The sequence below is a fragment of the Colwellia chukchiensis genome (genome assembly GCF_002104455.1).
Classification (GTDB): Bacteria; Pseudomonadota; Gammaproteobacteria; order Enterobacterales; family Alteromonadaceae; genus Cognaticolwellia; species Cognaticolwellia chukchiensis.
Window position 1 is genome coordinate 15,032 of record NZ_NBOC01000024.1, and the last position, 21,250, is coordinate 36,281.

Genomic DNA, 21,250 nt, shown 5'->3' on the forward strand with positions numbered 1-21,250 from the left:
GTTAATTTTGTTTTGGCTCACGCATAAAGTTCACCTTTGTGCGTGAGCCTAGCTAATAACGCCCTCTTAACCAAGACCTAAGCGAAGGTAGGCATAAATAAATAGCACCAGCGGTAGCGGTAATAAAAGGGTAAACAGCAAAGTCTCACACCATTCTATAAATCGGTAAAACTTATACCAACTGCGGTTTTCTTCACGACTCGACGGCAGTACCTGAAAGAAAAACATAAAGGCGGCAATCACTAAGCTTTCTATGGCAATAAAAAGGATCAAAATAGCCAGCCACACCAAGGCTCCTGGAGTTTGGTGTTGTATTTGGCTTTGTAAAGCAACAAACAATAACAATAAAAATACACTCCATAACAGCAACTGCCATTTGTAACGGGCCAATGAAATAGCAATATAATTAAATGTTTCTGGACTAATGGAAAAAGTCATTCAGTAAAGTAAGCTCCTGTTCTACCATTAAAATGGGTAAGTTTAACCTTGTTAAGCTAGCGGCTATAGTAAGCCAGTATATCGATAAAAGTCAGCAAATGTCAGGGGCGTTTCTAAGCACTTATCATGGCGCATCAACTTTTCATTAGCAGTAACGCTGCAAACTGTTAAGCTTAATAGTCTAATTCGTGCTTACTGATGTAGAGAAGACCATGCTGATCCCCTTGTTGATAAAAATACCCCAACTAAGTGCTACCGTGGCAATACTGTTCATGATGACTGGCTTACATTGGTTGATGGCTAAACCAGCAACGGCAAGTCAGGCTGTTGTGGCATTACCCGAACAGCTATTACTAGCAAAGCACACCATAGCGTTAAGTAATGCGCAGCAAAGTGACGACTGGTCAACAACGAAAACCGAGTCTGCTAAGAAAGAAAATTTATCCCCGTTAGCGCGAGCAATGGCCCAAAAACAACATTTGCCAGCAGATAGCCCACAAGCAGATAAGACTTTGACGCTTGACATCATTGAGCTCGAAGATAGCACAGGCTTGCGCTATTTAGGGGGTACAGTGCCTGCGGCAGAGTTAAGCCTGTATTTAACGCAATTAAAAACTCAACTTGGCGCAGAGCAGTTTGCGCTTTATCGCAGTCACCAAGCAATGCGTGATCATCACAGTTTTCATGTTACATTAATTAACCCTTATGAATATCAAACAGTTAACAAAGATCGATTAAAAATGTTCACAAAATTTCAAGTGCACTTGTATGGCTTAGGTCGCGTTGGTAAGGGGGATAAAACCAGTTACTTTGTTGTGGCGTCATCAAGTGAAGGGCAATATATTCGACAAAATGTGTTGTTAAAACCCAAAGACTTTCATGTCACACTGGGTTTTTATCCTGAAGATATTTATGGTGTTAGTAAAGGTATAGAAACGCTGATTAAATCAGTAAAACCGTTTGACTAAAGACCGAAGTTCCATAGGTTTTTGTCGCTAAGCTAATTCAGCATTAATTAGCATAGCACTTTATATTCTCTTTATTTAGAATAGCTTTTAAATTAAAGCAACGGCGAGTATAGCGTTTTTGTTAGCGTACTCAATCAGAAGTTAAGAAATAGCTAAAGGGTTGTAAAACACAATCTTTTACGGTTATTTTCCGATAGATAATTCTAGGATTTTACATGAAACATAAGTTAATCATTGGCTTAGCATTAATTATTTTAACTGGCTGCACCAAGTCATCGACAGGTCGTTCGCAATTAATGATGATGTCGGAGAGCGAGCTAAGTGTGATGGGCAGCACGTCTTTTGAAGAAATGAAAGCAAATGAGAAAATTAGTCAGTCGCCAGCACTGAATCAATATGTACAGTGTGTGGCGAGCGCCATCACAAGCCAAGTGCCAAAATCGGCTCATGATGGCACATGGGAAGTGGTGGTGTTTGACTCAGAGCAAGTGAACGCTTTTGCGCTACCAGGCGGTAAAATTGGCGTTTATGCTGGTATATTAGCGGTAGCTGAAGATCAAAACCAACTTGCTGCCATTATTGGTCATGAGGTAGCACATGTGATTGAGGGGCACTCAAATGAGCGATTATCGTCAAACCAAGTGAGCCAAATGGGCCTGTCATTAGTTAATGTTTTACTTGAAAGCCAAAATATTGAGAGTCGCAATATGGTGATGGCAGGCTTAGGATTAGGGGTACAATATGGTGTGTTAATGCCATATGGTCGTAGTCATGAAAGCGAAGCGGATATTGTGGGTCAAGACTTAATGGCTCGGGCTGGTTTTGATCCCGAAGCCAGTATCACGCTATGGCGAAATATGGCGAAGGTTTCTAAAAGCTCGCCCCCAGAGTTTATGTCTACTCACCCTTCAAATGAAACCCGTATTAAACAATTAACGGCGCACCTTTCCAACTCTTTGCCGCTTTTTAAACAAGCGAAAGCCATTAGTTGCCATAATCAATAGCTTTTATTTTGCACTCTGTATGCCAATAAGCCTCTTTATCATTTTAAGGTGATTTAAGAGGCTGAGTTTATCTTGGCTGCAGTTAAAAACCTGAGTAAAAGTTAAGTGGTAATGACTTGGCAAAAGCTTGCGTTATTAGAGCAAAGCAGATAAAAATGTAGAGCGGTTACCGAGAAGTTATTGGCATAACGCAAGTTACGCTACTTTTAGGCGCTTTATCGCTAAGCACAGTATTGTTCATATGGTGTGACAAAAATAATGGATTTTTTTGCGTATCTTTTTTGTGCAACAATGCAATGATGATTTGCATCAAACACTTAACTAGGGAAGATTATTATGTTTACTCAGTTTTTTATCGTTATTATCGCACTTTTAAGCTTGGTCAGTGCTTTGCTCGTAGGCAGCTACTTTTGGGCATTTTGCGCTATGGTGATGCTTTTAGGTGGCATACACCTGATCTACAAATTAAAGACCGGCAAAGACATTGGCGATAAATAACCTAAGCTTGCCAGTAAAGCGCAAAATTTAGGCTAATGGCAAACGGTTGCAGGGATACAAGTGTCAGTCAATAACGAGCAATCTCAATTGCCAAACTGCGACTTAACCTGAAGTTTCGGCTTATTATTTAGTGATCCGCCAAAAAGCAAAACAGGCGACCACAAATAAAATCATTGGGTAGTAAGCATTTGCTACAACGGCTAACGGTGAAATTTTTAAGCTTGCACCTAACAACAATGCTTGTGCGCCATAAGGTAATAAACCTTGGTTGATACAGGCATATATATCTAATAAGCTTGCCGAGTGGGCAGGGCTCAGTTTACCCTCTTGCGCTAAATTCTTTGCCGTTTCGCCTGCGACAATAATTGAGACGGTATTGTTGGCGGTAAAAAAATTACAACAAAATGCCAGTGCGCCAATGCCAATGCCGGCCGCGCGTTTTTTATTGTTTGGACTCACCTTTTCGGTTAATCGCTCAATACGCTTAGTCAGCGCCGTTAAGCCACCTTGGCGTTTTACTAACTCACTTAAACCGCCAATAAACAGTGATAAAATAAAGATATCTTGCATACTGGCAAAACCTTGGTTGATATCACTGACCCAAGTTGCTACTTGATAACCATGGTTAATCATACCTATGGCAGCGGCTAAAATTATACCTATCATTAAGACCATAAAAACATTCATCCCAGACAGGGCTAACGCTAAAATAACAATGTAGGGCAAGAAGCCAATAACATCTATGTCTTGGTTGACTTCATGGTTAATGCTGACGCCATTGGCCGCAATCATGGCTAAGCAAATCAGTGCAGCCGGTATCGCGAACTTAAAGTTAACGCGAAACTTATCTTTCATGTGGGCACCTTGGCTGCGGGTAGAGGCGATTGTGGTATCTGAGATAATCGATAAATTATCACCAAATATTGCCCCTGATATAATACAGCCAGCAACTAAGCTAGCATCAATATTAGCCGACTCTATAAAACCAAGAGCGATAGGAGCAATGGCGGCAATGGTGCCCATTGACGTGCCCATAGCGGTAGCAAGAAAAGCCGCCACTAAAAATAAACCAAGCAATAAAAAATAATCAGGAAAAAGCGACAGCCCCAGTTGTACACTGGCATCAACGCTGCCAGTGGCTTTGGCAACCGCAGCAAATGCGCCCGCTAATAAATAAATTATACACATGGTAATAATATTTTGATGACCAGCGCCTTGTATAAACTGACTAATTTTGTCGTTAACACTGTCTCGTCCCATATATATAGCGATCAATATTGCCGGAATAATCGCAATGCTGGCGGGCAATTGATAAAACGCAAAGTCAACCCCTTGTAACGTGAGCACTATGCCAGTACCGAGAAATAGCGCTAAAAAAACCGCAAAAGGTAATAAACTTTTTAAACTGGCGTGCGCTTGGCTTTGGCTGTTTGATGATTGGCGGGGTTGAATCGTATTAGTGCTCATGAATAGGATCTTTATTATTAGTTATTATACTGGTTAAACAATAACTAATTTACATGGAAAGTCTATGGGGAAGGTGATTATAATTTGCTTTAATTAAATGTCAATCTAGACGTCTAGAAGTTTTTTTGTGTGCCGTTATGACAGTCGCCGTTATTTAAAACCCGGCTTATTGCCTTTGTTTGCTGTGGCTAAATTGGAACACATATTAGGTTGAGGACTTATCTAAGGGCTATACGGCGTTGATTGCTAGCCTAAAACCACAAGTTGCTAGCTTATTGTCAAAGCCAAGTTAGCCAAAGCAGCAGGTTCTGCTGCTTTGTTTGTAATTGAATTTGATGTAAAAACTAATACGAGTATTAAATGAGCGATTAGCTTTTGCTCTTAGCTAAAGTGCTGATCGATTTTATCAATAAGGTAATTACCAATTGGAATCGCCGAAGTTGCGGCCGGTGAAGGGGCGTTGCAAACATTGATGGTGCGAGCGCTATTAGCAAATAAAAAGTCATGCACTAGGCTACCGTCATTCATCACGGCTTGTGCTCTAATACCTGCTGGGTATGGTTTAAGGTCTTCGAGTGTTATTTCAGGACAATATTTTTGCACTAACGCTAAATAGCCACTTTTAAACAGTGAGTTTTTTAATTCGCTCAGGCCTGAGCGTAAATTTTTTCTTAAAACACGCCAAAACCCTGGGAACATTACCATGTCTTTTATATCGGTAAAGCTGACATTGATTTTACCATAACCTTCACGCTTAAAACCTAACACAGCATTAGGGCCTACAGTGACACTACCATCAATCATGCGCGTTAAATGTACGCCTAAAAACGGTAAGTCAGGATCTGGAATCGGGTAGATTAGGTGATTGACAATCGCGTTTTTATTGGCGGGTAATTGATAGTACTCACCACGAAATGGCACAATTTGAAAGTCAATGTCGATATTGAGCATTTTCACCACGCGATCCGCCATTAACCCAGAGCAAGTGATTAAATATTGGCTTGAGAATGAGCCATTGTTTGTCGTTACAGTGACATTATTTGGGCACTCTTTTAGCGCAGTAACTTGGGTATTGAGTCGATATTCGCCGCCTAATGACCGATAAACTTCGGCCATTTTTGTGGTAATTAACTGGTAATCAACTATGCCTGTGGTTTTTACAAAAATAGCACCAAGTCCGCGAATATTAGGTTCACGGATCTTTAGTTGCTGCTGATCTAATAGTTCCACATCTAAACCATTGTCCTGGCATCGTTTAAATAAAGCCTGCATGCGCTTAAGTTCAAGGTTATTGGTTGCCACCAGTAACTTTCCACACTGCTCAAAAGCGATACCATGTTGCTGACAGAAGTCAATGGTTGCTTGAACGCCTTCTCGACAAAACTTAGCTTTTAAGCTCCCTGGCTCATAGTAGACACCCGCATGAATAACGCCGCTATTATGACCGGTTTGATGAGCGGCAAATTGGTTTTCTTTTTCCAATAATAATATTTTTTTATCAGGGTAGCGTTGTTGTAATTGCCATGCGGTTGATACGCCAACAATGCCGCCACCGATGATAATGTAGTCATAGCACATAAAGTATTCCCAAGTGTTACTGTGTTAATTTTGCGTTTTCATAATAAGCACCACGTTGGCGCAATAATTCGCGATATAGACCTTTATCAGCAACAAACTTATCGCGGCCATGTAGCCACGCATGGTTATTGATCACCAACATACTCCCCACTGGCACCCGAACATTAAAGGTATTTTGCTCTGACTCAAGCGATGAACCCATTTCATATAAATACCGGCCTTGTTCCATATTGAGCGGCTCGGCAAATTGGTCAATAAAGAGCATTTTAGGTCGGCCGTTTTCATCTGTTTCAAAAAATACCGGATGCTGAATTTTGTAGGGAATATTTTTACTTGCAGGTGATGTCCATTGTATATCTTCTTTACCCAACGGGTGGTGGTAAAACTTTTCTAAATCTTGCCAGTCATCAACATGCAATAATAACGAGTCACCACCTGTCATATTTTTCTCGGCGATTTTTTGCATTAATACCCAGTCAGTGCGCTCTTTTACATAGGTGCCGTCATTATGCAATTCCATGCGGCGATGTGCTTGGCGCAAATAGCTATCACTGTTATCTTCATTTTTAACGCTAAAGCGCGCATAAAATTTGCCGTACATGGCGTCTAGGTTTGGAACACCTATCAGGTGCGAGACGGCAGTGGAGAGTAAAATATTGAACTCAAGTGGTTGATATTCAATGGTTACTGGTTCGCATTGCAACATAAAGCCACCGGTTGCTCGGTTTTTAATGGTAGCAAGGAGTAGCGGGCCTAATGTGTCTTGGGTCAATTTATTGAGTATATCCGCGACATGAAAGCGTAAAAACGGTTTATACTCTATGGCTTGTACACCAAAAGGCAATGCTTGTTCGATAAAGCCTTTTACCGTTTCTGAGCTTAATTTTACGACTTGTAAGCGTGGATTGGCGGCAAATGGCGTAACTGAGAAACCATGTGAGTTTAATTTAATTTCATTTTCAATTTGCTTTACGTTTGTATTCATCGTCTTTCTCACTCAATGGGTATTTTTAAAGCGTTTTAGTTACCGACTATGTGGCTTATTTCTGCGCTGCCATAATCTACTTGATACTCTAGCTTTCATTTTGCGATAAATATAATATATAGTTTTTATAGTTTTTATATAATTTACATATGGTGTAAGGGTGAACTTAAAACGATTAGAATATTTTTCGCAGTTAGCGATGCTTGGGAGTTTTACCCGCGCCGCTGAGAAAATTGGTATTGCGCAGCCAGCATTAACTATTGCGATGCAAAAATTAGAGCAGGAAGTGGGGTTAAAGTTAATTAATCGTGCGGAAAAAAATGCCTTGCTTACCGCGGAAGGCAAGGTGCTGTTTACATTAGCAAAACAGTTATTAAACCAAGCAAAGCAAGTTGAGTTGGAACTGAAAGAGTTAAAAGACTTAGCACGAGGGAGTATTCGCTTTGGCGTTTCTGCCATGATGGGGTCGTATTACTTTCCTAAGGTATTAAGTGAGTTTAAGCAAAAATACCCGCATATCAAAATCCAAGTCATTGACCAAGGTACCGCGGCGCTTGAGCAAATGTTGCTTAACGGAGAGTTAGATTTGGCGTTAATTCGCGGTGATTTAGAAAACCCACAGCTGCGATACACTGAGTTGATCAATGAAGAAGTGGTGGCTGGTATGGCAAATTCACACCCGTTTGCCAAGCAAAACTCCTTATCGTTGGCTGAGTTTTGTCAGCAACCTTTGATACTGTTTCATCAAGGCTACTATTTACGAGAAGTGGTGAGTCACTATGCGAAAAAGCACCAGTTAAGCTTAGATATTCGTATGGAGACTAACCTGACTGAGTTGCAAAAATCGTTGTTGAAAAATCAGCTTGGCATTACCACTTGTTTGTCACGCATTTTAGCATCAGAGCCTGAGCTTACCGCGGTATCGTTTCAACCTAAAATTGCTTTTAAACTGAGCTTAGCGTGGAAGAAAAGCCATTATGTTTCTCAAGCGAGTAAAGCTTTTATGCGTTATTTAACCGAGTCACTGCGTTAAATTAAAGCATAGCGGCTGAACATTGCTTTGATGTCGTGATAAACTTCAGCATTACTTTATGGTGGAAAAGGTTCAGAGATGCATTTTGTTATTGTTGGTTGCGGCGCGGTTGGTGGCTATTTTGGTGGCAGGCTAGCCCAGCATGGTGAAAACGTCACATTTGTTGCGCGTGGCAAACAGTTGCAAATTATGCAGCGCTCTGGGTTAACGATAAAAAGTATCGAAGGTGACACCCAACTTGCTAAGGTGAATGTTATAGCGCCAGACAAGCTAAAACAAGCGTGCTTACCAATGGCTGCTGATGTGATTTTTTTATCTGTAAAATCTTATCAATTAGTGTCAGCACTGGCACAAATAAAGCCTTTAATCGCAAAACATACGCGTGTTATTCCATTATTAAATGGTGTAAATGCTGTTGATGTAATGCAGGTACAAGGTATTGACTTAGCCAATATCTATGGTGGTTTAGCAAAAATTATCGCCGAAAAAACTGCCGATGGCACTATTCACCATACTGGCGCCAAGCCTCATATTACCCTAGGGGTTTGTAGCAAAGTGGCCACAACGGCTGACACAGAACAACTAAGTGCAATAGCCAAGCGCTTGCAGCTAGCCGGTATCAGCGTTGGTGTTACTCGCGATATGCAACTAGCCTTATGGCGAAAATATATTTTCGTGGCGGCTTGGGGGGCACTAGCGGCCGCCAAAAACTTAACCTTAGGTGAAATTCGCGCACAAAGTCATCTTAGTTTTTTATTAGAACGCATTGTTAATGAATATGCTGATATCGCCCGTGCTGTTGGGGTAAAGCTAAGTGAAAAAAATATTAAAGAAACTTTGAGTTTTCTTGCCCGACTACCCGATAGTAGTGAAACATCAATGCAGCGTGATTTAAAAGCAGCTAGCTTATCTGAATTCGATGTTTTGGTTGCCTACCCGTTAACTTTAGTGCAGCAACTTAACCTATCGGCACCGGTGTTAAAGCAATGTTATGAGCAAATTGCTACAAGCTATCCGCAGCTAAACATTGAGCAAAGCAGCTAAGTTGTCAACCAGTGCCGAGAATGAGTCCTAAAAATAAAAAGTATAATAAATAACAAAATTCGCCATGCTAGCACTACAGCGAAGGCTAACTTTATGGTATTCTACCGCGAATTTTTATCGTATAAATAAATGTGAAGATTAAATAATGTCTGAAAATAAATTTGAAACAATCGAACAACGCGTAAGTTACGGTGTAGGTCGTCAATTAGGTGATCAGTTGCGCAATAACCCTTTTAAAGATTTTGACGTAACAGCTGTACAAGCGGGTTTAGCTGATGCTATTGCCAATACTGCTAGCCAAGTATCGGATGAAGCACTTAACGAAGCCTTTGCGATTGTATCGAAAAAATTACAAGAGCTAGAGCAAGCGCAAGCGAAAGAAAAATCAGCAGAAGGTGAAGCCTTCTTAGCAGAAAACGCCAAGCGTGAAGAAGTAACAGTGACTGAATCGGGTTTACAATACGAAGTATTAGCAACAGGTGACGGTGATAAGCCAACTGCTGCGAGTACCGTACGCACTCATTACCACGGTACCTTTATTAATGGCGATATCTTTGATAGCTCTGTTGATCGTGGTCAACCTGCAGAATTCCCAGTAGGTGGCGTTATTGCTGGTTGGACTGAAGCGCTACAGTTAATGACCGAAGGTTCTAAGTGGCGCTTATATGTACCTTACAACTTAGCGTACGGTGAGCGTGGTTCACAAGGTGCAATTCCTCCGTATGCAACTTTAGTTTTCGAAGTTGAGTTATTAGCGATTGTCAGCTAATAGCGTTGTAATTTTAAGAGCCCTCGATTGAGGGCTTTTTTATAAGCTTAATTTAGTTAGCGGGGTGTTTTCTGTGATGTTTATTGGAAAAATGTTGGAGTACTATTATCGCTATGGATAAAGCCAAGATTGAGCAGTTCTTTCAAGCTTATCTGGTCGCGTTTGAGCAACGAGATATTGCCATGGCTCAGCGCTGTTATCACATGCCTGTTACTTTACATACCCCGGATAAAACCGTATTAATTAACAATAGCGAAGCATTTAAGCACGAGTTTACTGACATATTTACCGTTTTAAAGCAGGCCGAAATTTCACACTTTTCGACCTTAAAGGCTAGCTTTAGTCAGCTGAGTAAGCACTTAGTGTTAGCCTGTGTTGATTGGCAGTTTATTGGCCCGAGCGATGAAGTTTTTACCGAATTTTCAGCCTTTTACAATTTAACCTTGTCTGACGGACAATGGAAAATATTTACCGTTGTCTCGCAAGAGCTAAGTCAATCGCAGGATTTAGCTATCGCTTTTAATATTGTCAATAACAGTTCAGATAAAATGACAAGTAGGAACTAATAATCATGAAAGTAAAAGTTGCCATTTTAGGGTGTAGCGGCCGAATGGGGCGTAATTTAATACAAGCGGCTGTCGAGCATAAGTCGATTGAGCTTGTCGGTGGCAGTGTTCGTAAAGGCTCGTCATTTGAAGACTTTGATCTTGGCGAGTTAGCCGGTATCGGCGCGATAGGTAAGCAAACCAGCACCGACCTTCAAGCATTAGCTGCCGCTGATGTTTTAATTGATTTTACCGCCATTGAATCGACACTTGAACACCTTAAGTGGTGCCAGCAACATAAAAAAGCGTTAGTAATTGGCACTACGGGTTTTTCTGAGCCGCAAATTGAAATCATTCAAACCGCCGCTAAAACTATGCCAGTGATATTAGCACCCAATACCAGTGTTGGCGTCAACTTATTATTTAAGCTACTTGAAGTTACCGCTAAAGCGATTGGTGACTATACTGATATAGAAATTTTTGAAGCGCACCACAGATTTAAAAAAGATGCGCCTTCCGGCACGGCGATGAAAATGGGTCAAGTTATTGCTGATACCTTAGGTCGAGACTTAAATAAAGTAGCCGTTTATGGTCGAGAAGGAATTACTGATGAACGAGATGGCAATACCATAGGTTTTGCCACGATTCGCGCTGGCGATATCGTTGGTGAGCATACCGCATACTTTGCCGACCTTGGTGAGCGAATTGAACTCACCCATAAAGCCAGCTCTCGAATGACTTTTGCACTTGGCGCCATGCGTGCAGCATTTTGGTTAAGTGAAGCAGAAGCAGGTTTTTATGATATGCAAGATGTACTGGGTTTAAAAGATTAACTTTACCCGAGCAGTAAAATACTAAAAGTTGACTAATTGGTTAGCCTTTTACTGCGTTTTTTCAATAGATGAGTGCTACTTTTGATGCTTTGGTATCAATTACGTTAAAAGTAGATAGTTTTTTACAATTATAACTAGACGAAGGATGGTTTGAAGCGTAAAATAAGTGGATTTTGTCAAAAATTTACGGTTCATGATGAACGGGCTAAAGTTTTTGGCATTTTTTGTGCGTATCGCTTTTTTCGGTAATGGTAACCAACGCGTTATTTTACCTTTTACATTCTTTCTTCTTAACGGAGGTCAAATTGACTAAATCTGCCATGTTAGTGCTTGAAGACGGCACTGTATTTAAGGGCACCGCTATTGGTGCAGAAGGGGCGGCCGTTGGAGAGGTAGTATTTAATACCTCAATGACTGGCTACCAAGAAATTCTGACAGATCCCTCATATGCAGAGCAAATTGTTACCCTAACTTATCCACATATAGGCAACACAGGCACTAATAGCGAAGATGAAGAGTCTGATGCTATTTGGGCAAAAGGTTTAGTGATACGAGACTTACCTCTACTGGCAAGTAACTTTCGTAGTGAACAAAGTTTAAGTGATTATTTAAAAGCAAAAAATATCTTAGGCATTGCTAATATTGACACCCGAAAATTAACGAGAATTCTAAGAGAAAAAGGCGCACAAAATGGTTGCATTCTGGCAGGTGACCTAGCCAACGAAGAGCAAGAAGCAGCGAAAGCACTGACGCAAGCACAAGCGTTTCCTGGCCTTAAGGGTATGGATTTAGCCAAAGTGGTGTCTACCCAAGAAGCCTATCAGTGGACGCAAGGTAGTTGGCAGTTGGGGCAAGGGCATACCTGTTTAGCCGACCAACCAGAAAAACTACCGTTTCATGTGGTTGCTTATGACTTTGGCGTGAAGCGTAACATTTTGCGTATGTTAGTGGACCGTGGCTGTAAATTAACCGTCGTACCAGCACAAACACCAGCGGCCGATGTGTTAGCAATGAACCCAGACGGTATTTTCTTATCTAATGGTCCAGGCGACCCTGAACCCTGTGATTACGCCATTAGCGCCATTAAAACATTTTTAACGACAGATATTCCGGTATTTGGTATTTGTTTAGGTCACCAATTACTTGCCTTAGCCAGTGGCGCAAAAACCATGAAAATGAAATTTGGTCACCATGGTGGTAACCACCCGGTGAAAGACTTTGCCCGCAATGTTGTAATGATCACTGCTCAAAACCATGGCTTTGCAGTAGATGAAACTAACATGCCAGCAAATCTTGCTGTGACTCATAAGTCATTATTTGACGGTTCTATTCAAGGTATCAAACGTACCGATAAACCAGCATTTAGCTTCCAAGGTCACCCAGAAGCTAGCCCTGGTCCGGCCGATGCCGCACCATTATTTGACCAGTTTATTGACTTAATTGCAGCGGCTAAACAAGCCTAGTTCCAAGACAAGAAAAGAGAGATTATATAATGGCAAAACGTACTGATTTAAAAACTATCTTGATCTTAGGCGCTGGCCCGATTGTTATTGGTCAAGCATGTGAGTTTGATTACTCTGGCGCACAAGCCTGTAAAGCGCTGCGTGAAGAAGGCTACCGAGTTATATTAGTTAACTCAAACCCTGCCACCATAATGACAGATCCAGAAATGGCAGATGCCACTTACATTGAACCTATTCATTGGGAAGTGGTGCGCAAAATTATTGAAAAAGAACGTCCTTGTGCAGTGTTACCTACCATGGGTGGGCAAACGGCCTTAAACTGTGCGCTAGAGCTAGAAGCGCAAGGGGTATTAAAAGAGTTTAACGTTGAAATGATTGGCGCTACTGCTGATGCCATTGACAAAGCAGAAGATCGCAGTCGTTTTGATAAAGCCATGAAAGCAATTGGCTTAGAAACACCGCGCGCTGAAATCGTGCATTCGTTAGAAGAAGCGCACGAAACTTCTAAGCGGATAGGTTTTCCCTGTATTATTCGCCCATCATTTACTATGGGGGGGAGCGGCGGCGGTATTGCCTATAACCGTGAAGAATTTACCGAAATCTGTACTCGAGGTTTAGATCTGTCGCCAACTTCAGAATTATTGATTGACGAATCTCTGATCGGCTGGAAAGAGTACGAAATGGAAGTGGTGCGTGACAAAAATGATAACTGTATCATTATATGTTCGATTGAAAATTTCGACCCTATGGGCATTCATACGGGTGATTCTATTACCGTTGCGCCTGCGCAAACCTTAACTGATAAAGAATATCAAATTATGCGTAATGCCTCGATTGCGGTATTACGCGAAATTGGTGTTGAAACCGGTGGCTCCAACGTGCAGTTTGGCATTTGTCCTAATACTGGCCGTATGGTGATCATTGAAATGAACCCACGGGTTTCACGCTCATCAGCTTTAGCATCAAAAGCAACCGGTTTCCCCATTGCAAAAATTGCCGCAAAACTGGCGGTCGGTTATACCCTTGATGAATTATCAAACGATATAACGGGTGGCGCAACACCAGCTTCATTTGAGCCCACCATTGATTATGTGGTAACAAAAATACCACGCTTTAACTTTGAGAAATTTGCCGGCGCAGAAGATCGCCTGACCACGCAAATGAAATCAGTCGGTGAGGTGATGTCGATTGGCCGTAACCAACAAGAATCATTACAAAAAGCCTTACGCGGCTTAGAAGTTGGTGTAAGTGGCTTTGACCCTATGGTTGATGTTACGCAGCCAGGCGCTAAAACTAAAATTATGCACGAGTTGCAAGAAGCGGGCTCTGATCGTATTTGGTATATTGCCGATGCCTTTCGTTTAGGCTTATCGGTTGATGATATTTTCCGCCTAACCAAAATTGATCGTTGGTTCTTAGTGCAAATAGAAGATATAGTGCTCGAAGAAGCAAAAGTCGCTGAAGGTGGCTTAAAAGTACTGACGCCAGCCTATTTACGACAATTAAAACGTAAAGGATTTGCCGATTCTCGCTTAGCCGCTTTAATTGGTGTTGCCGAAGCCGAAGTGCGCAAAAAACGCCATAATGCCGACATCTTTCCTGTTTACAAACGAGTTGATACCTGTGCAGCGGAATTTAGCTCAGACACAGCTTATATGTATTCAACTTACGATGAAGAGTGTGAAGCAAACCCAACTGATAAAGAATCGATCATGATACTTGGTGGTGGCCCAAACCGTATCGGCCAAGGTATTGAATTTGATTACTGTTGTGTACACGCGGCTTTAGCGCTAAGAGAAGACGGGTACGAAACTATCATGGTGAACTGTAACCCTGAAACCGTTTCAACCGATTACGATACTTCAGATCGTTTATATTTTGAGTCCATCACCTTTGAAGATGTGCTGGAAATCGTTCGTATTGAAAAGCCAAAGGGCGTTATCGTGCAATATGGTGGACAAACGCCGCTTAAATTAGCCCGCGCCCTAGAAGCGGCTGGTGTGCCGATTATTGGTACCTCACCAGATGCCATTGACCGCGCCGAAGATAGAGAACGTTTTCAACAGGCCGTTGATCGTTTAGGTTTATTACAACCTGAAAACGCGACAGTAACCTCGCTAGATGAAGCCATGGCGAAAGCAGAAGCCATAGGTTTTCCATTAGTGGTTCGTCCATCCTATGTACTGGGCGGTCGTGCCATGGAAATTGTCTATGACTTAGATGACTTACGACGTTACATGACCGAGGCCGTGAGTGTCTCAAATGACTCGCCTGTGTTACTGGATCATTTCTTAGATGATGCCATTGAAGTGGATATTGACCTAGTGTCAGACGGCACTGATGTTGTTGTTGGCGGTATAATGCAACATATTGAGCAAGCAGGTGTGCACTCAGGTGATTCGGCTTGTTCATTGCCAGCCTACAGTTTGAGCCAAGAAGTGCAAGATGTGATGCGCAAGCAAGTAACCGACCTCGCGTTTGAGTTGGGGGTAAACGGCTTAATGAATACCCAAATGGCGGTTAAAGACGGCAAAGTGTATTTAATTGAGGTTAATCCACGTGCTGCTCGTACCATTCCATTTGTGTCAAAAGCAACTGCGGTACCGCTTGCCAAAGTAGGCGCTCGTGTTATGGCCGGAAAATCGCTAAAAGAGCAAGGTATTGTTAAAGAAGTTATTCCACCTTATTTCTCCGTTAAAGAAGTGGTTATTCCATTTAACAAGTTCCATGGTAGTGATCCACTTGTCGGGCCAGAAATGCGCTCAACAGGTGAAGTCATGGGCGTTGGAGATACCTTTGAAGAAGCCTATGCGAAAGCGAACTTAGGCGCGGGTGTTTCAGTGCCTAAAGATGGTCGTGCCTTAATCTCGGTGCGTAATAGCGATAAAGGACGCGTGGTTGAGTTAGCAAAACAAATGGTAGCATTAGGTTATGAATTAGATGCGACTCATGGTACTGCTGTCATGTTAGGTGAAGCTAACATTCCTTGTCGCTTGGTGAACAAAGTACATGAAGGGCGCCCACACATTCTAGATAGAATTAAAAATGGCGAATATAGCTACATTATCAACACGACCGAAGGCCGCAAAGCGATAGAAGACTCTAAAGTGTTGCGCGGTGGTGCTTTACGTTACAAAGTTGCTTATACTACAACATTGAACGCTGCATTTGCTGCTTGCCAATCGCATGCTGCAGATGACCGCAATGTAGTAAACTCAATTCAAGAGTTACATCAACGTTGTAAGTAAAGCTGATGCTTGCTGGGAGCACTTTTTAGTTGCTCCCAAGCTAGGCCTAAGCCGATGAGTTTTTTATCAAGGTGGTTACCGACTATAAGTCGCAAAGGTAAACCACCTTTCTTGTTATACAAAGAAGAGAAAAATGACTAAATATCCAATGACATTGCTTGGTGCAGAGCAGTTAAAAGAAGAACTAAAGTTTTTAAAAACAGAAAAACGTCCACGTATTGTTAAAGATATTGCAGAAGCGCGTGAGCACGGTGATTTAAAAGAAAATGCTGAATATCACGCGGCCAAAGAAGAGCAAGGTTTTTGTGAAGGACGTATTCAAGATATTGAGGGTAGGTTAAGTAACGCGCAAATCATCGACGTAACTAAGATACCAAATACTGGCAAAGTTATTTTTGGTGCCACGGTAACCTTACTCAACATTGAAACTGACGTTGAAGTCACCTACAAAATTGTTGGTGACGATGAAGCCGATTTTAAAACTGGTCGCATCTCACTTAACTCACCTATGGCGCGTGGCCTAATTGGTAAAGAAGTTGATACAGAAATAGAGATCACTACGCCAGGTGGTGTGGTTGAATATGAGATCATTGCGGTGGAGCATATTTAGCCTGTAGTTAGCCTTAATTGGTGTAACTCAACAGTAAATAGCGAACAAATGAAAACGCACTTAACCTAAAGGTAAGTGCGTTTTTTTAATGGTTATTAAATTTTCAAAAGCCAACAGCTTTAAAGGGTCTGCTGTGCTTGACATACTTGGTTATGGGCGCAGCTGATCGCTTTAACATTGCTATAGCCGATACGTTGCAGTTGCTCTGCGGCTAAAGCTGCTCGGCCACCTGATGCACAATGGAGATAAATTTCCATGTTGGCATCTGCACAATGTTTAGCGATATTCATTTCTAAAACACCGCGCGGAATAGCCAATGAATTAGCAACCGGCGATGTGGCAACTTCGCTTGCTTCTCTGACATCTATAAAAGTGGCATCTTTGCGGGCGAAAGCTTGTGCTGCACTGACACATTGCACAGATTTTTTAGCTTGTGCCACTAATTCAGCTACCGATAAAATCATCTTTACACTCCTAAAATCGCGGATTTAAATCACCGCTTATTTTAAGTGAGTTTAGTACAATTGTATATTAGTTTTTTCTAATGTATCTAGGTATCCAAAAGAGCAGTAAAAGCTACAGTGCTCAGGTCGTGAAGAGATTAAATCTTAGGGATTCTGATCTTTTTTTCTGGGCTTTCGCGGTACAATACTAAGGTTTTCCCTATTACTTGTACTTTTATCGCATTAGTTTCGCGACAAATCGCGTCGACAATAAGCGCCTTGGTTTCTCTGTCATCAGTTGGAATTTTAACTTTGATCAATTCATGATGATTTAAGGCAAAGTCTATTTCGGCAACTACCGCTTCCGTTAGGCCGTTATTACCAAGTAATACAACGGGTTTAAGGCTATGTGCTAAGCCCTTTAGATATTGAGTTTGTTTTTTATTTAAGTTCATTAACAATTTTCGTTACAAGTTAGCTTGAATTATCGCTATTTTACCTCCATCTAGTTTGTAATACTAATATTGTTTAGCAAGTGTTCGCCTTTTAACGTACTTTTCTGGCTTGTTTTTGGTAAAATAGCCTAGACCTTATTTTAGTGGTGAATAAAGTTATCGAAACCTTAATGGTTATTATCAGGTTAATAGCACAAGATTTAAGTGAATTGAATGAGTAAAAAAAAGGTCAGTGCCAGTAGTGCTCGTTGGCTAAAAGAGCACTTTGACGATGAATATGTAAAAAAAGCACAAAAACTAGGGCTGCGCTCGCGTGCAGTTTTTAAACTAGAAGAAATTAACAAAAAAGATCAGCTGCTAAAGCCAGGCATGAAGGTGGTTGATTTAGGTGCCGCCCCTGGCGGATGGTCAGAATATGCCACTAAGGTTGTCGGCGAACAAGGGCAAGTAGTTGCTTGTGATATTTTAGCCATGGACCCGATTGCAGGTGTAGAGTTTTTACAAGGAGATTTTCGTGAAGATGCGGTGCTTGACGCGTTGTTAACCCGTATTAATGGTAAAAATATTGATGTTGTGATGTCAGATATGGCAGCAAATTTTACCGGTAATGATGCCGCAGACGCGGCAAGAAGCATGTATTTAGTGGAATTAGCGCTAGATATGTGTAAGCAAGTATTAAAGAAAAATGGCGCTTTTGTTGTGAAAGTGTTTCAAGGAGAAGGCTTTGAGCAGTTTGTTAAAGAGGCTCGAGCGACGTTTAAAACCGTTAAAACACGTAAACCAGAATCATCGCGTGCCCGCTCACGTGAAGTTTATCTAGTGGCGACGGGCTTTAAATTGTAGTAAATTAGGTGGAATTATTTCATCGCACCATTTTGAACATTAGCAAGAGGTCATTAAGTTGAGCGATATGGCGAAAAATCTTATTTTATGGTTAGTTATAGCAGTTGTGCTTATGTCTGTTTTTCAGAGCTTTACCCCTGGAAGCGGCCAAGATCAGCAACTAGATTACACACAGTTTATTCAAGATGTCCGTCAAGGGCAAATTAGAAAAGTAGACGTTGATAGAAATGGCGTTATCAATGGTATTAAACGCAGCGGTGAAAACTTTGTTACGGTTATCCCAGGTGGTTACGATCGTGATTTAATCAATGACTTGGTCAAGCAAGGTGTAAATGCGTCAGGCGAGTTACCTGAAGAACCAAGCTTTTTAATGACCATATTTGTTTCTTGGTTCCCGATGATTTTATTGATCGGGGTCTGGATATTCTTTATGCGCCAAATGCAAGGTGGTGGCGGTAAAGGTGCGATGAGTTTTGGTAAATCTAAAGCGCGTTTATTAGGCGAAGACCAAATTAAAACCACTTTTGCTGATGTTGCCGGTTGTGATGAAGCTAAAGAAGAAGTATCAGAATTAGTCGATTACTTAAAAGATCCATCTCGCTTTCAAAAGCTTGGCGGTCGTATACCGTCAGGTGTATTAATGGTAGGCCAACCTGGTACAGGTAAAACCTTATTAGCAAAAGCCATTGCTGGTGAAGCCAAAGTGCCGTTTTTTACCATTTCAGGCTCAGACTTTGTTGAAATGTTTGTCGGTGTTGGTGCCTCTCGGGTACGTGACATGTTCGAGCAAGCGAAAAAGTCAGCGCCTTGTATCATCTTTATTGATGAAATCGATGCCGTAGGTCGCCAACGTGGTGCCGGTATGGGTGGTGGTCACGATGAGCGTGAACAAACCCTGAACCAAATGCTAGTTGAAATGGATGGTTTTGAAGGTAACGAAGGGGTAATCGTGATTGCTGCGACTAACCGCCCAGATGTGCTAGACCCTGCATTATTACGTCCAGGGCGTTTTGACCGTCAAGTGACGGTAGGTTTACCCGATATTCGTGGTCGTGAACAAATTCTTAAAGTTCACATGCGCAAAGTGCCATTAGGTGACGATGTGAAAGCCTCGGTTATTGCTCGTGGTACCCCTGGGTTTTCCGGTGCAGACTTGGCTAACTTAGTCAACGAAGCCGCGTTATTTGCAGCCCGTTCAGCTCGTCGTGTGGTTGGTATGGCTGAATTTGAAAAAGCGAAAGATAAAATCATGATGGGCTCAGAGCGCCGCTCTATGGTGATGACAGAGTCTGAAAAAGAAATGACTGCTTATCATGAAGCAGGGCATGCCATTGTTGGCCGTTTAGTGCCAGATCATGACCCAGTTTATAAAGTCAGTATTATGCCGCGTGGTAGAGCCTTAGGTGTGACTATGTATTTACCTGAGCAAGACAGGTTTAGCCATAGTAAACAGCATTTAGAAAGTAATATTTCCTCGTTATACGGCGGCCGTATTGCCGAAGAAATGATATACGGGTTTGATAAAGTCTCGACCGGCGCCTCTAATGATATTGAACGTGCCACCCAGCTTGCCCGTAAGATGGTGACGCAATGGGGTTTTTCTGAAAAATTAGGCCCGATGTTGTTTGCTGAAGAAGAAGGTGAAGTGTTTTTAGGACGAACCTCTTCGAAATCGCTAAATATGTCGGACGAAACCGCGCGTGCAATTGATGAAGAAATCAAAGCCTTTGTTAATCGAAATTATGAGCGTGCAGAAAAAATCTTAAAAGAAAACGAAGATATATTGCATGCCATGAAAGATGCGCTAATGGAATATGAAACTATAGATGCTTTGCAAGTTGATGACTTGATGAATCGAGTTAAAGTGCGCCCACCGGCAGATTTTGATGCCTCTAGTTCAGACGGCAGTTCAGGCAGCAACAGTGATGTTAATAAGCCGTCAGTTAAAAAAGATGATGACAATAAATCATCAGCTGATAGTACCAATAACAGTGACGCCTCAGATGCCCCTGCTAAATAATTAGCAAGTGAGTAACCGAGCGTAACTAACAGCCTCAATAATTTAAATCTGTTGATTTAGTCATTATTGAGGCTTTCTTTTTGGTGCAATTTAAGATTCATATTTTTACAACGTAAACAAGAGAATGTCGTGACTAAGCAACTTAAGGGTGTAAATTCTACACTAGACTTGTCAAGCCCACAGGTAATGGGGATCCTCAATATTACCCCCGATTCGTTTTCAGACGGTGGTCAATTTAGCCAATTAGCGCCAGCCATGGCGCAAGTTAGCCGCATGATAGCAGATGGTGCAACGATTATAGACATCGGCGGTGAGTCCACTAGGCCCGGTGCTGCCAGTGTTAGCGATGAAGAAGAATTAGCACGCGTTATTCCTATTTTAACAGCCATTAAACAAAATTTTCAGGTTTTAGTGTCCATTGACACCAGTAAAGCCTGTGTCATGCGTGCGGCAATTGCAGCTGGCGCTGACTTGATCAATGACGTACGGGCGTTACAAAATGACGGGTGTTTAGCGGCCGTGGCTAACAGTAACATTCCGATTTGCTTGATGCACATGCAAGGCTTGCCACGCAGTATGCAAGTTCAGCCACAATATACGGACGTTGTTGGTGATATCATGGCGTTTTTTCAGCAGCGTATTGATGCCTGTGTAGAGGCGGGTATTGGCCGAGAGCGATTGATTTTAGATCCAGGTTTTGGTTTTGGCAAAACAGTGGCGCACAATTATCATTTACTGGCTAATATGTCACGTTTTCGTGAGTTTTCACTGCCAATTCTCGCGGGGTTATCGCGTAAATCCATGATAGGTAATTTATTAAATAGAGAGGTTAGCCAACGGCTAGCGGGCAGCGTTAGTGCTGCTGTTATTGCTGCTCAACAAGGGGCAGATATTATTCGCGTACACGATGTACAAGCCACCGTCGATGCGCTCAAGGTATTGCAAGCGGTTAACCAATACCAATAGTCGCTTAGTCTTTAAAATTAACACCTGTGCTCAACAAAAG

At 41.8% G+C, this 21,250-nt stretch carries 20 protein-coding genes; 14 read left to right on the forward strand and 6 right to left on the reverse strand.

Annotated features, from left to right (window positions below):
* Positions 1 to 66 precede the first annotated feature (66 nt).
* Positions 67 to 438: a hypothetical protein gene (locus tag B6K83_RS17045; RefSeq protein ID WP_085286070.1), complete on the reverse strand. Its 372-nt coding sequence runs from the start codon at positions 436 to 438 to the stop codon at positions 67 to 69.
* 188 nt (positions 439 to 626) lie between these two features.
* Between B6K83_RS17045 and B6K83_RS17050 the strand changes: the two genes are divergently transcribed.
* The 3 genes from B6K83_RS17050 to B6K83_RS18480 all read left to right on the forward strand — a co-directional run bounded on the left by B6K83_RS17050 (position 627) and on the right by B6K83_RS18480 (position 2,908).
* A complete protein-coding gene (locus B6K83_RS17050) occupies positions 627 to 1,406 on the forward strand; it encodes a hypothetical protein (protein ID WP_139175618.1) in 780 nt (259 codons plus the stop codon).
* Positions 1,407 to 1,621: 215 nt separating this feature from the next.
* Complete coding sequence (locus tag B6K83_RS17055; RefSeq protein ID WP_085286072.1) at positions 1,622 to 2,410, forward strand: M48 family metallopeptidase; 789 nt, start codon at positions 1,622 to 1,624, stop codon at positions 2,408 to 2,410.
* A gap of 336 nt (positions 2,411 to 2,746) precedes the next feature.
* Positions 2,747 to 2,908 carry a hypothetical protein gene (locus B6K83_RS18480; RefSeq protein ID WP_175474848.1) on the forward strand — a complete coding sequence of 54 codons (162 nt, stop codon included), beginning with the start codon at positions 2,747 to 2,749 and terminating at the stop codon, positions 2,906 to 2,908.
* 123 nt (positions 2,909 to 3,031) lie between these two features.
* Here the strand turns inward: B6K83_RS18480 and B6K83_RS17060 are convergent, their stop codons facing one another.
* The 3 genes from B6K83_RS17060 to glaH all read right to left on the reverse strand — a co-directional run bounded on the left by B6K83_RS17060 (position 3,032) and on the right by glaH (position 6,938).
* Entirely contained in the window at positions 3,032 to 4,375 is a 1,344-nt protein-coding gene (locus B6K83_RS17060; RefSeq protein ID WP_085286073.1) for a Na+/H+ antiporter NhaC family protein, read from the reverse strand.
* A gap of 381 nt (positions 4,376 to 4,756) precedes the next feature.
* Entirely contained in the window at positions 4,757 to 5,953 is a 1,197-nt protein-coding gene (gene lhgO / locus B6K83_RS17065; RefSeq protein WP_085286074.1) for an L-2-hydroxyglutarate oxidase, read from the reverse strand.
* Positions 5,954 to 5,969: 16 nt separating this feature from the next.
* Positions 5,970 to 6,938 carry a glutarate dioxygenase GlaH gene (gene glaH / locus B6K83_RS17070; RefSeq protein WP_085286075.1) on the reverse strand — a complete coding sequence of 323 codons (969 nt, stop codon included), beginning with the start codon at positions 6,936 to 6,938 and terminating at the stop codon, positions 5,970 to 5,972.
* 160 nt (positions 6,939 to 7,098) lie between these two features.
* On the opposite strand from glaH, the gene B6K83_RS17075 reads away from it, so the two are divergent.
* The 8 genes from B6K83_RS17075 (at position 7,099) to greA (ending at position 16,483) form a co-directional block, all read left to right on the forward strand.
* Complete coding sequence (locus B6K83_RS17075) at positions 7,099 to 7,971, forward strand: LysR family transcriptional regulator (RefSeq protein WP_085286076.1); 873 nt, start codon at positions 7,099 to 7,101, stop codon at positions 7,969 to 7,971.
* A gap of 78 nt (positions 7,972 to 8,049) precedes the next feature.
* Entirely contained in the window at positions 8,050 to 9,015 is a 966-nt protein-coding gene (locus B6K83_RS17080) for a ketopantoate reductase family protein (RefSeq protein WP_085286077.1), read from the forward strand.
* Positions 9,016 to 9,160: 145 nt separating this feature from the next.
* A complete protein-coding gene (locus B6K83_RS17085; protein ID WP_085286078.1) occupies positions 9,161 to 9,784 on the forward strand; it encodes an FKBP-type peptidyl-prolyl cis-trans isomerase in 624 nt (207 codons plus the stop codon).
* A gap of 113 nt (positions 9,785 to 9,897) precedes the next feature.
* Entirely contained in the window at positions 9,898 to 10,350 is a 453-nt protein-coding gene (locus B6K83_RS17090) for a hypothetical protein (RefSeq protein WP_085286079.1), read from the forward strand.
* A 5-nt stretch (positions 10,351 to 10,355) separates the two neighbouring features.
* A complete protein-coding gene (gene dapB, locus B6K83_RS17095) occupies positions 10,356 to 11,162 on the forward strand; it encodes a 4-hydroxy-tetrahydrodipicolinate reductase (protein ID WP_085286080.1) in 807 nt (268 codons plus the stop codon).
* Positions 11,163 to 11,467: 305 nt separating this feature from the next.
* Entirely contained in the window at positions 11,468 to 12,625 is a 1,158-nt protein-coding gene (gene carA, locus B6K83_RS17100; protein ID WP_085286081.1) for a glutamine-hydrolyzing carbamoyl-phosphate synthase small subunit, read from the forward strand.
* A gap of 29 nt (positions 12,626 to 12,654) precedes the next feature.
* Positions 12,655 to 15,873, forward strand: coding sequence for a carbamoyl-phosphate synthase large subunit (gene carB, locus B6K83_RS17105; protein ID WP_085286082.1), 3,219 nt, complete (start codon positions 12,655 to 12,657; stop codon positions 15,871 to 15,873).
* 133 nt (positions 15,874 to 16,006) lie between these two features.
* Entirely contained in the window at positions 16,007 to 16,483 is a 477-nt protein-coding gene (greA, locus tag B6K83_RS17110) for a transcription elongation factor GreA (protein WP_085286083.1), read from the forward strand.
* Positions 16,484 to 16,602: 119 nt separating this feature from the next.
* Here greA and B6K83_RS17115 read toward each other — a convergent pair whose 3' ends face one another.
* Entirely contained in the window at positions 16,603 to 16,947 is a 345-nt protein-coding gene (locus B6K83_RS17115) for a rhodanese-like domain-containing protein (protein ID WP_085286084.1), read from the reverse strand.
* Between the two features lie 137 nt (positions 16,948 to 17,084).
* On the reverse strand, positions 17,085 to 17,381 hold the full coding sequence (gene yhbY, locus B6K83_RS17120) for a ribosome assembly RNA-binding protein YhbY (RefSeq protein WP_085286085.1): 297 nt from the start codon (positions 17,379 to 17,381) through the stop codon (positions 17,085 to 17,087).
* Between the two features lie 213 nt (positions 17,382 to 17,594).
* Between yhbY and rlmE the strand changes: the two genes are divergently transcribed.
* The 3 genes from rlmE (at position 17,595) to folP (ending at position 21,210) form a co-directional block, all read left to right on the forward strand.
* The gene (gene rlmE / locus B6K83_RS17125; protein ID WP_085286086.1) at positions 17,595 to 18,224 is read left to right on the forward strand and encodes a 23S rRNA (uridine(2552)-2'-O)-methyltransferase RlmE; all 630 of its coding nucleotides are present in this window, start codon (positions 17,595 to 17,597) and stop codon (positions 18,222 to 18,224) included.
* A gap of 58 nt (positions 18,225 to 18,282) precedes the next feature.
* Positions 18,283 to 20,244 carry an ATP-dependent zinc metalloprotease FtsH gene (gene ftsH, locus B6K83_RS17130; RefSeq protein WP_085286087.1) on the forward strand — a complete coding sequence of 654 codons (1,962 nt, stop codon included), beginning with the start codon at positions 18,283 to 18,285 and terminating at the stop codon, positions 20,242 to 20,244.
* A gap of 186 nt (positions 20,245 to 20,430) precedes the next feature.
* The gene (gene folP, locus B6K83_RS17135; RefSeq protein ID WP_085286088.1) at positions 20,431 to 21,210 is read left to right on the forward strand and encodes a dihydropteroate synthase; all 780 of its coding nucleotides are present in this window, start codon (positions 20,431 to 20,433) and stop codon (positions 21,208 to 21,210) included.
* Positions 21,211 to 21,250 lie beyond the last annotated feature (40 nt).

What these genes read in the sequence shown, in the direction of transcription:
- B6K83_RS17055 (WP_085286072.1), top strand. Translation starts at nt 1,622, where the DNA reads ATGAAACATAAGTTAATCATTGGCTTAGCATTAATTATTTTAACTGGC.
- B6K83_RS17115 (WP_085286084.1), bottom strand. Translation starts at nt 16,947, where the DNA reads ATGATTTTATCGGTAGCTGAATTAGTGGCACAAGCTAAAAAATCTGTG.
- glaH (WP_085286075.1), bottom strand. Translation starts at nt 6,938, where the DNA reads ATGAATACAAACGTAAAGCAAATTGAAAATGAAATTAAATTAAACTCA.
- rlmE (WP_085286086.1), top strand. Translation starts at nt 17,595, where the DNA reads ATGAGTAAAAAAAAGGTCAGTGCCAGTAGTGCTCGTTGGCTAAAAGAG.
- B6K83_RS18480 (WP_175474848.1), top strand. Translation starts at nt 2,747, where the DNA reads ATGTTTACTCAGTTTTTTATCGTTATTATCGCACTTTTAAGCTTGGTC.
- B6K83_RS17090 (WP_085286079.1), top strand. Translation starts at nt 9,898, where the DNA reads ATGGATAAAGCCAAGATTGAGCAGTTCTTTCAAGCTTATCTGGTCGCG.
- B6K83_RS17085 (WP_085286078.1), top strand. Translation starts at nt 9,161, where the DNA reads ATGTCTGAAAATAAATTTGAAACAATCGAACAACGCGTAAGTTACGGT.
- lhgO (WP_085286074.1), bottom strand. Translation starts at nt 5,953, where the DNA reads ATGTGCTATGACTACATTATCATCGGTGGCGGCATTGTTGGCGTATCA.
- carB (WP_085286082.1), top strand. Translation starts at nt 12,655, where the DNA reads ATGGCAAAACGTACTGATTTAAAAACTATCTTGATCTTAGGCGCTGGC.
- yhbY (WP_085286085.1), bottom strand. Translation starts at nt 17,381, where the DNA reads ATGAACTTAAATAAAAAACAAACTCAATATCTAAAGGGCTTAGCACAT.
- greA (WP_085286083.1), top strand. Translation starts at nt 16,007, where the DNA reads ATGACTAAATATCCAATGACATTGCTTGGTGCAGAGCAGTTAAAAGAA.
- dapB (WP_085286080.1), top strand. Translation starts at nt 10,356, where the DNA reads ATGAAAGTAAAAGTTGCCATTTTAGGGTGTAGCGGCCGAATGGGGCGT.
- folP (WP_085286088.1), top strand. Translation starts at nt 20,431, where the DNA reads ATGGGGATCCTCAATATTACCCCCGATTCGTTTTCAGACGGTGGTCAA.
- B6K83_RS17045 (WP_085286070.1), bottom strand. Translation starts at nt 438, where the DNA reads ATGACTTTTTCCATTAGTCCAGAAACATTTAATTATATTGCTATTTCA.
- B6K83_RS17080 (WP_085286077.1), top strand. Translation starts at nt 8,050, where the DNA reads ATGCATTTTGTTATTGTTGGTTGCGGCGCGGTTGGTGGCTATTTTGGT.
- B6K83_RS17060 (WP_085286073.1), bottom strand. Translation starts at nt 4,375, where the DNA reads ATGAGCACTAATACGATTCAACCCCGCCAATCATCAAACAGCCAAAGC.